The sequence below is a fragment of the Achromobacter sp. ACM01 genome, from assembly GCF_014851745.1.
Lineage (GTDB): Bacteria > Pseudomonadota > Gammaproteobacteria > Burkholderiales > Burkholderiaceae_B > Achromobacter > Achromobacter aegrifaciens.
Genome location: NZ_JACVAF010000001.1, coordinates 534,213 through 545,926, shown reverse-complemented (window position 1 = coordinate 545,926; position 11,714 = coordinate 534,213). Strand labels below are relative to the sequence as shown.

Sequence of the window (11,714 nt, the reverse complement as noted above, 5' to 3'; positions counted from 1 at the left end):
ATTCTAGCACTGCTGACGCGCGCCGCAACGGCGGGCGGCCCATCCGGCCCGCCTGGCGCGCGCGGCGGCCATTCAGGCGCCGGCCTCCCAGGGCTCCTGGCCCAGGTACTCGTAGCGTTCGGTGTTGACGCGCGAGATGCGCCATTCCACCGCCTGCCGCTTGTAGGAAAACGCCACGCGGCGGATCTCCAGCAAGGGGCTGCCTTCGGCCACGCCCAGCGCCCGCGCCTGCGTGCGTTCGGCCACGCAGGTGCGCAGCCGCTCGTCGGTGGCGATCACATTGACGCCAAATACGTCCTGGTACAGCGCATACAGCGTGCTGGCGCGGTCGCGCAGGTGCGCTTCGGTCATGCCCGGAAAGCATGCTTCCGGCAGGCAGATCTCATCCATCATCACCACATCGCCGTTGAGCGACAACAGGTTGAGGAACTCGAACACCATGGCGCCAGCGGGCAGGTTCAGCTTCTCGCGCGCGATGGCCGAGGCCCGCACGCGGCGAAAGCGCAGCAGCTCGGTCGCGGGATAGGACTTGTCGCCGTCCTGCCGCACGATGCGGAAGAACTTGAAGAAATGGTGGTTGCGCGTGTGCACGGCCACAAAGGTGCCGCGGCCCTGATGCCGCACCAGGATGTTCTCCGCAGCCAGTTCGTCGATGGCCTTGCGCAAGGTGCCGATGGAGACACCGAAGCGTTCCGCCAGCAGCTTCTCGGGCGGGATCGCCTCGCCCTGCTTCCATTCGCCCTGCGCCAGCGCGGCCAGCACGGCCTGCTTGACCTGCGCGTACAGAGGACTGCCCAAAGGCACGGTCGAGGACAGGCTGGTGTTCATGGGTGCATCGCAAAAATCAGGAGCCCACAGTGTAGCGGCGGGGACGGAACCTGCTCAAGTCATACAATTCATATATATGATTTAGTTGACACACATGAAGCGCGGTCCTAAGATTTCCTGGCCGTAGCGATCCGCGCCCTGCCGCCGCACCAGCCGGGCGCCCCCAAGCCCAAGAGAGGAAGACAAATGATTCACGCCGTATTGCACGATGCCAAGGACACGGTGGCGGTCGCCGTCGTGGAAGGAGTCACCGCCGGAACGGAACTGAACGCCTGGATCATGGATGAAGACAAGATCATCCACGTGCGCGCATCGCAGGACATCCCCATCGGACACAAGGTGGCGATGAAGGACATGGCCGTGGGCGACACCGTCTTCAAGTACGGCGTCGACATCGGCCGCGTGGTGGAGCCCATCAAGGCCGGCCAGCACGCCCATGTGCACAACATCAAGACCAAGCGCTGGTAAGCCCCCCACCCCGCACAGGAATCCGCCATGTCCATCATCACCGCCTCGACCACCTTCCAGGGCTACCGCCGCGACAACGGCCGCGTCGGCGTCCGCAACCACGTCATCGTCCTGCCCGTGGACGATATTTCGAATGCCGCAGCCGAAGCCGTGGCCAACAACATCAAGGGCACGATGGCCCTGCCTCATCCCTATGGCCGACTGCAATTCGGCGAGGACCTGGAGCTGCACTTCCGCACCCTGATCGGCACCGGCTGCAATCCCAACGTCGCCGCAGTGGTGGTAATCGGTATCGAGGAAGGCTGGACCAAGCGCGTGGTGGACGGCATCGCCGCCACCGGCAAGCCGGTCATGGGCTTCAGCATCGAACTGCACGGCGACCACGACACCATCATGCGCGCCTCGCGCTGCGCCAAGGAATTCGTGCACTACGCCACGGCCCTGACGCGCAGCGAATGCCCTATCGCCGACCTGTGGGTGTCGACCAAATGCGGCGAATCCGACACCACCTCCGGCTGTGGCGCCAACCCCACCGTGGGCAACGCTTTCGACAAGCTGTACGCGCTGGGCTCCACGCTGGTCTTCGGTGAAACCTCGGAACTCACCGGCGGCGAACACATCGTGGCCGAGCGCTGCGCCAACGACGCGGTGCGCGAGCGCTTCATGTTCATGTTCAACCGCTACCAGGCCATGATCGACCGCTGGAAGACCAGCGACCTGTCCGAATCCCAGCCCACCAAGGGCAACATCGCGGGCGGACTGACCACCATCGAGGAAAAGGCGCTGGGCAACATCCAGAAGATCGGCAAGCAATGCCGCGTGGACGGCGTGATCGACAAGGCCGAGATCCCGGACGGCCCGGGCCTGTGGTTCATGGACTCGTCCTCCGCCGCGGCCGAAATGGTGACCTTGTGCGCGGCCTCGGGCTACGCCGTGCACTTCTTCCCCACCGGCCAGGGCAACGTCATCGGCAACCCGATACTGCCGGTCATCAAGATCTGCGCCAATCCGCGCACGGTGCGCACCATGTCCGAACACATCGACGTGGACACCAGCGGCCTGCTGCAGCGTGAAATCGACCTGAACCAGGCCGGCGACAAGCTGCTGGAATGCATGCTGGCCACCGCCAACGGCCGCTGGACCGCGGCCGAAGCGCTGGGCCACCGCGAATTCGTCCTGACCCGCATCTTCGAAAGCGCTTAATCGCGCCTGTCGTCCCTGGCAACGGCGCGTCCGCAAGCAGGATTGCGGACGCGCCGTCCTGCCGCCAGCATTTCCCCGCAGCATCGTCTCAGAACCACACCAGCAGACCCGGGCGACATCCGCCACGGCAGCACAGGCGGTTGCATTCCTACCCGGGCGTCCCCCAAGGAGGAAGACAGATGAACAGCGAACACGATCACCATCCCGACGCCGCGCAACGCCGGCGCCTGCTTGCCGCCCTGGGCGCCGCCGGCCTCTGTGCCCTGGCGCCCTGGCAGCGCGCGCTGGCGCAGAAAGCCTGGCCCGAACGTCCGATCAATTACGTGGTGCCCTTTCCGCCCGGCGGCCTGACCGACGTGGCCGCGCGCCAGGTCGGCAAAGCGCTAAGCGACGCCGAGCGCTGGAACGTGGTGGTGGAAAACAAGCCCGGCGGCAGCGCCAACATCGGCGCCGCCCACGTTTCCCATGCCGCTCCGGACGGCTACACCTGGCTGGCGATCACGCTGTCGCACGCCGCCAACGCGACGCTCTTTGCCGGCAAGGCGGGTTACGACCTGACGCGCGACCTCACGCCGCTGGCCGGCCTGGCGTCCTCGCCCATCATGGTGGTGGTCAACGCCAAGAGCGACATCAAGAGCATGGCCGATCTGGCCAAGGCCGCCCGCTCGAAATCGCTGTCGGCCGGCTCCAGCGGCAACGGCACGCCGCCGCACCTCACCCTGGCGCTGTACCAGAAGCTCACCGGCGTGCCGATGATGCACATCCCCTACAAGGGCGGCGCGCCGTCCCTCACCGACCTGATAGGCGGCCACCTGGACGTGGTGTTCTCCAACTATCCGGAATCGCTCTCGCACGTGAAGAACGGCTCGTTGCGGGCGCTGGCCATCACCACCCGCGAACGCAGCGCGGACCTGCCCGACGTGCCCACCGTGAAGGAAGCCGGCCTGCCGGACCTGATCGTCGAGAACTTCACCGGCGTGCTGGCGCCCGCAGGCACGCCGCCGGAGCTGGTGCAGCGCATCGGCGACGCCATCGTGCGCCAGGTCTCGCAGCCCGCCATGAAGCAGGCGCTGCTGCAGCTGGGCTTCGTGCCGCAGCCGCGCGGCCCCGCGGAGTTCGGCGCCTACCTGAAGTCCGAGGTCGACCGCTGGGCCAAGATCATCCGCGACGCCAACATCCAGATCGCCTGAGCACCGTGGAGTCCCAACCGATGCATATCCTCATTTCCGAGTTCATGGACGCGCCCGCGGTCGACGCGCTGCGCCAGCGGTTCAAGGTGCGGTACGAGCCCGAACTGGTGGAGCAGCGCGATGCCTTGCTGGCCGCGGCGGCCGACGCCGACGCCCTCATCGTGCGCAACCGCAGCAAGGTCGACGCCGCCCTGCTGCAGGCGGCCCCGCGGCTGCGGGCCGTGGGCCGCCTGGGCGTAGGGCTGGACAACATCGACCTGGACGGTTGCGCCGCGCGCAACATCGCGGTGATACCGGCCACCGGCGCCAACGCGCGCGCTGTCGCCGAGTACGTCGTGGGCGCCATGCTGATGCTGCTGCGCGGCGCCTACGGGTCGACGGCCGAGGTCGCGGCGGGCGCATGGCCGCGCAACGCGCTCTCGCAGGGGTTGGAGGCGCACAACCGCATGCTGGGCATCGTGGGCTTCGGCGGCATAGGCCGGCTGACCGCAAGCCTGGCGCAAGGACTGGGCATGCGCGTGGCCGGCTGCGACGCCGCGCTGCCGCCAGACCATCCCGCGTGGCGGGAGACCGGCGTCACCGCCCTGCCGCTGGACGAGCTGCTGGCCCAGGCCGATGCCATCACCCTGCACCTGCCGCTCACGCCCGGCACGCGGCGGTTGATGGACGCCGGCCGCATCGCGCGCATGCGGCCCGGCGCCGTGTTGATCAACACCTCGCGCGGCGGCATCGTGGACGAGGCCGCGCTGGCGGATGCCCTGCGCACGGGCCATCTGCGCGGCGCGGCGCTGGACGTGTTCGAACAGGAACCCCTGCCCGCCGGCAGCCCGCTGGCGGGCGCGCCCAACCTGATCCTGACGCCGCATATCGCCGGGCTGACGCAGGAAGCCAACACCCGGGTTTCCGACATGGTGGCCGCCGGGGTGACAATGGCGCTTACCGGCGGCGACCGATGAAGCCACACGGCCCGGCGCGCGCCCTTGAAGAGAAGGATATGGCTCACATCTATCTGGACGAACTGCAACTCCTGGCCGCGGCCGGCCTGGCCGCCGCTGGCGCCAACCCGGCCATGGCCGACAGCACGGCGCGTGCGCTGGTCTTCGCCGAAAGCCAGGGACTCAGCTCCCACGGCCTGTCGCGCGTGCCTTTCTATGCCGGACACCTGCGCGCCGGCCGCGCCATCGGTACGGCGGTGCCGCGCATCGTGCATGAGCGCGGCGGCGCCGCGCTGATCGATGCCGGGTCCGGCCTGGCCTTTCCCGCCTGCGCCATGGCGATCGAACAGGCCGGCCTGCGCGCCCGCGAGCATGGCGTAGCCTTCATCGGCGTGGCCAACAGCCACCACTTCGGCGAAGCCGGCTACCACCTGGAAGCCCTGGCCGACCTCGGGCTGGTGGGACTGGCGCTGAGCAACTCGCCCGCAGCCATGCCCGCCTGGGGCGGCAAGCGTCCGTTATTCGGCACCAACCCCATCGCCGCGGTCTTTCCGCGACGCGGCGGCGCGCGCCTGGTGATCGATCTGTCGCTGTCTCAGGTCGCGCGCGGCAAGCTCATGATCGCGGCCCGCGACAACCAGCCCATCCCCCTGGGCTGGGCGCTGGACGCCGACGGCCAGCCGACCACCGATCCCAAGGCCGGCCTGGCGGGCAGCATGCTGCCCGCGGGCGGCGTCAAGGGCGCGATGCTGGCGCTGATCATCGAACTGCTGGCTTGCGCGCTGACCGGCTCGCACTTCGGTTTCGAGACCGAGTCCTTCTTTGTCGACGAAGGCGGCCCGGCGCGGCTGGGCCAGGCCTTCATGGCGATCGACCCCGGCGCCCTGGCGGGCAACAACGCCTATCTGGATCGCGTCGAGGTCCTGGTCGACGCCATGCTGGAAGATGAAGGCGTGCGCCTGCCGGGTGATCGCCGCCGCAAGCTGCGCGACGAAGCGCTCAAGCATGGCGTGGAGATTCCCGATGCGTTGATGGCGCAATTGCGCACGATGTCGGGCGCGGGGTAGGTCAAACCCCGCGGCTGAACCAAAGTATCACCGGCGCCAGCAACAGGAACGCCACGGTCGACACCAGCACCGCGCCAGCCGCGGTATCGCCCTGCGTCGTGTAGCGCTTGACGTACATGTAGCTCACCACGGCGCAGGGCATGGCCATCTGCAGGCTCAGCGCCCCGGCCAGCACCGGTTCCAGATCCAGCGCCCACACCACCGCCAGCCCCGCGCCCAGGCCCACGGCCAGGCGGATGGCGGCGACCTTGGCGCCGTCGCGCAAGCCGTTGGACGGAATCAAGGCCAGCGCGTGACCCAGGCTCAGCAGCATCAGCGGCACGGTTACCGCGCCCAGCATGCGCGAGGTCTCGATCAGCCATGCGGGCACCGGCACGTGCATGAGACGCAGGGCCACGGCGACCAGCGAAGCCAGCAAAATCGGACTCTTCCAGCTGCCCTTGGTGTTGACGCCCGGCAACAGGCGCACCGCGATGGTGTGCATGACAAAGGAACTGACCGCGAAGAACGCGACCGCCACCGACAGGCCCGCGTCGCCAAAGGCCATCTGCGAAATCGGCAGCCCGAGGTTTCCGGCGTTGGGCAGGAAGGCCGTGGGCAGCAGCGTACGCACGGGCAGCTTCCATGCCTTCAGCAACAACGCGCACACCAGGGCGCACAGCAGCAGCGCCAGCAGGGTCGCCACCGCCACGTCGGCCAACGCGCGGTCGTCCAGGTGGGTGGTGACGAAAGTGTGGAACACCAGGGCCGGCGTGGTCACCGACGTCACCAGCATGGTGATGAAGGAACCGCCGAACGGCAGGTCCCGCTTGCCCCAATACACCCCTATGCCCGCGCAAAAGAGCAAAGGCAGCATCAGCACGATCGATGAAAAATAGAACTGCACGACGGCAGACATGCGCTTATTCCGTTAGAGATAAGAGGTTTGATGCATGAAGGCATCATCGCTTGCCGGGCAACGCGCCCGGGCGGCAGCATGGAGCAACTCGTCAATCGCCGGGCTTCTGCCCCCAACCGCCATGTCAGCCACCGCACATTCCGCCACGCCCCCGCATCTGGCCACACACGTGGCCACAAACCCGGCCGCGAATCCCACCTTGAACGCCGCGTCTGGTCCGGCCCGGCCCATCAAACCCCTGTCGGAACGCCAGGCCAGCTGCCTGCACTGGGCCGCCATGGGCAAGACCAGCTGGGAAACCGCCCGCATCCTGGGCGTCAGCGAAAGCACGGTGAATTTCCATCTGTGCAACGCCTGCGAAAAGCTCGGCGTGCGCGGCCGCCGCGCCGCAGTGGTCGCGGCATTGAGACTGGGCCTGATCGCGCCCGTCACGGCTTGATGACAACGGAACGCAGGAACTCATGCGCCCGCTCGGCCGGCAGGCTTTCCACGGTGCCGGCTGCCACGGCCTCGATCAACATGGTGTCGGTCACCCAGACCCTGGCGCGCAGCCAGCCCGGCTTGCCCATGGCCTTGCCCTGGACCTCGATGTCCTGCCCGTAGGCAGGCCATTCATTGGGCGGCGGCGATTGCATGTTGGCGTAGAGCGAATGCATCAGCGCCATGCCCAGCGCCTGCTTGGCGGCCGGATCCTTCGCGATGTCGGGCGGCAGCGGCGCCGATCCCACGGCGAAGACCGCCTCGCCCACGGTGGCGCTGGCCAGGGTAAAACGCAAGGTATGGGTATCCAGCTTCAGGTCGCGGGTGTCGGTCGTAACCCGGTCCGGAAACGCGGCGCGCGCGTGGCCGTCGGCCACGTCGACTTCGCGCCAGTTGTAACTGGGCGAGCAGGCCGTGATCAGCAGGGCCAGCGCGACAATTGCGCCGGCTTTCTTGAACATGAAACGAAACAGCGATGAAATCGTCATTACCCGAGGACCTGGACTGTCTATTCATTTCGAGGAAGCCAGAAATTGTCGCCGATTTCGATGACCCCCGCGCCCGACGGCACGCCACTGGCCAACTATGTGTGGCCAGCCGCGCCCAACGTGCCCCCGCCGATCGCCGGCCTGGGCACCCCCAGTATCTACCTGCTGCACGGACTTAGCGAGCATGCCGGGCGCTATGACCGCCTGGCGCGCTGGCTGACCGCGCGCGGCTGGACGGTGGGCGCCCATGACCACCGCGGCCATGGCCGCTCCGGCGGGCGGCCCGCCACCCTGAACCATGAGGACGATCTGGTCGTCGATGCGGTCGACCGCCTGCGGGCCTGGACCGCGGCCCATGGACGCCCGCCCATCCTGCTGGGCCACAGCCTGGGCGCGCTGGTCGCGGTGCGGATCGCCCTGCGCCGCCTGGCCGAGATCGACGGCCTGGTGCTCAGTTCGCCGCCGTTCGTGGTGCACGTGCCGCCGTGGGTGCGGCGCACCCTGACCTGGATGTCGCTGCATGCGCCCGACCTGCGCGTGCCCCACGGCCTGGCGCCCGCCCGCATTTCCCACGACCCGGCCGTGGTCAAGGCCTACCGCAGCGATCCGCTGGTGCGGCGCCAAATGACGGGACGCCTGGCGCGCTTCGTAAACGAAGGCGGCCGCGAGTCCCTGCGTGAAGCCCCGCTGCTGGCCTGCCGCACCCTGCTGATGGTGGCGGGCGACGATTCCATCGTCGCTGCCGAAGGCAGCCGCCAGTTCGCCCAGCGCGCACCCGCCGAACTGCTGACGCTGCGCTGGTACGACACCGCCTGGCACGAGATTTTCAATGAAACCGCCCCCATCGCCGACCCGGTCTACGCAGACCTGGACGAGTGGCTGGCGCGCACCGCTCAAGCATTGTCCCTGTCCCCAGTATTGGCTCCCTCGGCACAGGAGGCCGGCACCCCGTAAAATCCGGCGACAGACCCAAACGAGAAGAACCCGTGACTGATACTGCCGCCAACCGCCTCTCCCGCCTGGAGGCCAACCGATCGCTGCTGACCCAGACCCTGCGGGGCATCGAAAAGGAAGGCCTGCGCGTGGACGAACAGGGTGTCCTGTCCCGCAAGCCGCACCCCGCCGGCCTGGGATCGGCGCTGACCAACGAACACGTCACCACCGACTACTCCGAATCCCTGCTTGAACTCATCACGGGCACGCACAAGGACGTCGACGCGCTGCTGGCCGAACTGACCAACACCCATCGCCACGTCTACAGCGTGCTGGACCATGAACTGATCTGGAATCAGTCCATGCCCGCCACGCTGCCGCCCGAAGCAGACATCCCCATCGCCTGGTACGGCAAGTCCAACACCGGCATGCTCAAGCACGTGTACCGCCGCGGCCTGGCCGTGCGCTACGGCAAGACCATGCAATGCATCGCCGGCGTGCACTACAACTTCTCGCTGGCCGAAGACCTGTGGTCCGTGCTGGACACGCAGCCGGGTAGCCCCCAGGACCGCCGTTCGCGCGGCTACATCGGCCTGATCCGCAATTTCACGCGCTATTCCTGGCTGCTGATGTACCTGTTCGGCGCCGCCCCGGCCTTGTCCAGCGACTTCCTGCGCGGGCGCGAACATCCGCTGAAAAAGCTGGATGACAGCACGCTGTACCTGCCCTACGCCACCAGCCTGCGCATGAGCGACCTGGGTTACCAGAACAAGGCGCAGTCGCAGCTCAAGCTCTGCTACAACGACCTGGACACGTTCCTGGGCCGCTTGTACGACGCCGTCAGCCAGCCCTGGCCCGACTACCAGAAGATCGGCACGCACCGCGACGGCGAATGGATCCAGCTCAACACCAACGTGCTGCAGATCGAAAACGAGTACTACTCGAGCATCCGCCCCAAGCGCGCCACTGGCCGCTGCGAACGCCCGATCACGGCGCTGGCGGAACGCGGCGTACAGTACGTGGAAGTGCGCTGCCTGGATATCGATCCGAACTCGCCGGTCGGCATCGACGCCAGCACCAGCCGCTTCGTCGACGCCTTCCTGCTGTTCTGCACCGCGTCCGACAGCCCCTTCTTCCCCGCCAACGGCTACTGTCAGCGCAGCGCCGACAACTTCTCGACCGTGGTCAAGGAAGGTCGCAAGCCCGGCCTCATGCTGGATCGCGAAGGCCAGCCCATCGGGCTGGCGCAATGGGGCCACGAACTGCTGGACCAGATCGCGCCCTACGCCGCGCTGTTCGACTCGGCCATGGGCGGCAGCGCCTATGCCGAGGCCCTGGCGGCCCAGCGCGCCAAGCTCGATCAGCCCGACTCCACGCCGTCGGCGCGCCTGCTGGCTTCGCTGACCGACAGCGGCCTGTCGTTCCATGACTATTCGCTGGACCTCAGCCGCAAGCATGCCGACGCGCTGCGCGCCCAGGCCTTGCCCGCCGACCTGGCGGCAGCGTATGAACAGGCCGCCGCGCAGTCCACGGCGGAACAGCTGCGCCTGGAGCAATCGGACACCGAGGATTTCGATACCTATGTGGCCCGCTACCACGCCGCGCTGAAGGCCCCGCGCAAATAAGGCGTATCGTTAGGGTTTTGATCCGCGCCGCCGGCCCTCCGGCCGGCGCGGACCGCTCTGTCACATCAGGAGGTTTCCCCCATGCGCCGCACCGCAACATTCCTGTTGGCCTTGGCCACCAGCGTGGCGGGGATAGTCCATGCCGCGCCGCCGCCCATGCAAACCGTGGAATCGGTGGACCTGAAGCGTTACGCAGGCATGTGGTACGAAATCGCGAATTTCCCCATGTTCTTCCAGCGCGACTGCGTGGGAGACACCACCGCCGAATACACCGCACATGCCGACGGCACGGTCGGCGTGAACAACCGCTGCCGCACCAAGGATGGCGACATCGATTCGGCCTCGGGCACCGCCACCGTGGTGGAAGGCAGCAACAACGCCAAGCTCGAAGTTTCGTTCTTCAAGCCGTTCAAGGGCGATTACTGGGTGATCGGCCTGGACCCCGAATACCGCTGGTCGGTGGTCGGCACCCCGGACCGGAAATACCTGTGGATCCTGTCGCGCTCGCCGCAGTTGCCCAAGGAAGAACTGGACAAGGCCCTGGATGCGGCCAAGGCCCAAGGCTATCAGCTGGATGAATTGCGGTTCACGCCGCAGAAATAAGACGCGCCGCAGCGCTTAACCGGCGTAGTCCCGCGCCAGCCGCACCACCGTCACGCCCGGCTTCAGCTGGCGCAAGGACGGCATGACCAGCGTGCACTGATCGTACGGCGTCACGATGGGTTGGCCGTCGGCCCAGCCTATCGTCGATCCGACGTGCTCGAACGTTTCCAACCCGGTCCAGGGCTGCGAGAAGCGCAAGTCCATGGATGGCGCGACCACCGCGTCCGTCACTTCCAGCACGCGCTGGTTTTCGGCATCCGGCAACAGCCAGCCCGCCGGCACGTCCGCCGCATCCGCCACGCCCGACTCCAGCAGCATGCGCGCCACCATGTCGCGCGCCACGTCGCGCGCAGCCAGCTCGCCATGGAAACCGCATTCGATCAGCAAGGCGCAGGCGTCTTCTCGGGCGGGATCGCCGAACTGGCCGAAGTCGCGCATGCGCACGCCGTCCTTATGCCCCGCGTCCACGATCACGTGCTGCGGCGCCTTCAGGCGGCGCGCCAGCGCAATGTTGCGCGGCAGGACGCCGGTCAGCAGCAAGGGCGCACCCGGCTCATGCATGGAATGCAGGTCCAGCAGCCAGTCCGCGCGCTCCACCCAGGGACGCAGCTCGGCGCCGCGCCGGCGGTCCGGCGTCGTGGGATTGTCCAGGCGTTCGGCACTCCAGACGCGATTCATGTCTTCGGCGACGAAGCGCGAGGCGTCGTGGTTGGCGTGGTCGAAGCGGTCGAACGCATCCAGATTGCAGAATGCCAGCGTCAGGCTGCCGCGGCGCGGCCGCACGCCCGCCGCCAGCAGGTCCTTCAAGGCCCAGGCGCCGCACAGCTCGTTGCCGTGCACCAGCGCGGACACCATCAACGCGCGCCCCGGAAGGCCTGAATCGAAATGCCACACGCCAGGGGTGCCGGTATTGCCGGCGCGCTCGGCGCTCAGGTCGGGTACGGGAAGCTTGAATTCCATGGATGTCGTCCGCTGCGGTACTAGGGTGTTGCGATG

13 protein-coding genes are annotated in these 11,714 nt (G+C 67.5%); 9 read left to right on the top strand and 4 right to left on the bottom strand.

Going from position 1 to position 11,714, the window contains the following annotated elements; translation table 11 throughout:
• Positions 1-72 precede the first annotated feature (72 nt).
• Positions 73-828 (bottom strand): GntR family transcriptional regulator, encoded by a 756-nt coding sequence (locus IB268_RS02610; RefSeq protein WP_054455025.1) that lies wholly within the window; start codon positions 826-828, stop codon positions 73-75.
• A 186-nt stretch (positions 829-1,014) separates the two neighbouring features.
• On the opposite strand from IB268_RS02610, the gene IB268_RS02605 reads away from it, so the two are divergent.
• The 5 genes from IB268_RS02605 to IB268_RS02585 all read left to right on the top strand — a co-directional run bounded on the left by IB268_RS02605 (position 1,015) and on the right by IB268_RS02585 (position 5,691).
• Complete coding sequence (locus IB268_RS02605) at positions 1,015-1,296, top strand: UxaA family hydrolase (protein WP_042795507.1); 282 nt, start codon at positions 1,015-1,017, stop codon at positions 1,294-1,296.
• Positions 1,297-1,323: 27 nt separating this feature from the next.
• On the top strand, positions 1,324-2,499 hold the full coding sequence (locus IB268_RS02600) for a UxaA family hydrolase (RefSeq protein WP_054455027.1): 1,176 nt from the start codon (positions 1,324-1,326) through the stop codon (positions 2,497-2,499).
• Positions 2,500-2,678: 179 nt separating this feature from the next.
• Positions 2,679-3,689 carry a tripartite tricarboxylate transporter substrate binding protein gene (locus IB268_RS02595; RefSeq protein WP_054455029.1) on the top strand — a complete coding sequence of 337 codons (1,011 nt, stop codon included), beginning with the start codon at positions 2,679-2,681 and terminating at the stop codon, positions 3,687-3,689.
• A 20-nt stretch (positions 3,690-3,709) separates the two neighbouring features.
• Positions 3,710-4,645: a hydroxyacid dehydrogenase gene (locus IB268_RS02590; protein WP_054455031.1), complete on the top strand. Its 936-nt coding sequence runs from the start codon at positions 3,710-3,712 to the stop codon at positions 4,643-4,645.
• A gap of 38 nt (positions 4,646-4,683) precedes the next feature.
• Positions 4,684-5,691 (top strand): Ldh family oxidoreductase, encoded by a 1,008-nt coding sequence (locus tag IB268_RS02585; protein WP_119452170.1) that lies wholly within the window; start codon positions 4,684-4,686, stop codon positions 5,689-5,691.
• A gap of 1 nt (position 5,692) precedes the next feature.
• On the opposite strand, the gene IB268_RS02580 is transcribed toward IB268_RS02585, so the two are convergent.
• Positions 5,693-6,589: an AEC family transporter gene (locus IB268_RS02580; RefSeq protein ID WP_054455035.1), complete on the bottom strand. Its 897-nt coding sequence runs from the start codon at positions 6,587-6,589 to the stop codon at positions 5,693-5,695.
• A gap of 199 nt (positions 6,590-6,788) precedes the next feature.
• Here IB268_RS02580 and IB268_RS02575 point away from each other — a divergent pair, with 199 nt between their 5' ends.
• Positions 6,789-7,028, top strand: coding sequence for a helix-turn-helix transcriptional regulator (locus IB268_RS02575; protein WP_082401106.1), 240 nt, complete (start codon positions 6,789-6,791; stop codon positions 7,026-7,028).
• On the opposite strand, the gene IB268_RS02570 is transcribed toward IB268_RS02575, so the two are convergent.
• A complete protein-coding gene (locus IB268_RS02570) occupies positions 7,018-7,557 on the bottom strand; it encodes a hypothetical protein (protein ID WP_054455039.1) in 540 nt (179 codons plus the stop codon). The genes IB268_RS02575 and IB268_RS02570 overlap by 11 nt on opposite strands.
• A 60-nt stretch (positions 7,558-7,617) precedes the next feature.
• Between IB268_RS02570 and IB268_RS02565 the strand changes: the two genes are divergently transcribed.
• From IB268_RS02565 to IB268_RS02555, 3 genes are all read left to right on the top strand, one after another.
• Positions 7,618-8,511 (top strand): alpha/beta hydrolase, encoded by an 894-nt coding sequence (locus IB268_RS02565; RefSeq protein ID WP_192353763.1) that lies wholly within the window; start codon positions 7,618-7,620, stop codon positions 8,509-8,511.
• A gap of 32 nt (positions 8,512-8,543) precedes the next feature.
• Positions 8,544-10,115, top strand: coding sequence for a glutamate--cysteine ligase (gene gshA / locus IB268_RS02560; RefSeq protein WP_054455045.1), 1,572 nt, complete (start codon positions 8,544-8,546; stop codon positions 10,113-10,115).
• An 81-nt stretch (positions 10,116-10,196) separates the two neighbouring features.
• Entirely contained in the window at positions 10,197-10,718 is a 522-nt protein-coding gene (locus IB268_RS02555) for a lipocalin family protein (protein WP_054455046.1), read from the top strand.
• A 15-nt stretch (positions 10,719-10,733) separates the two neighbouring features.
• Here the strand turns inward: IB268_RS02555 and IB268_RS02550 are convergent, their stop codons facing one another.
• A complete protein-coding gene (locus tag IB268_RS02550; protein WP_192353762.1) occupies positions 10,734-11,678 on the bottom strand; it encodes a succinylglutamate desuccinylase/aspartoacylase family protein in 945 nt (314 codons plus the stop codon).
• Positions 11,679-11,714 lie beyond the last annotated feature (36 nt).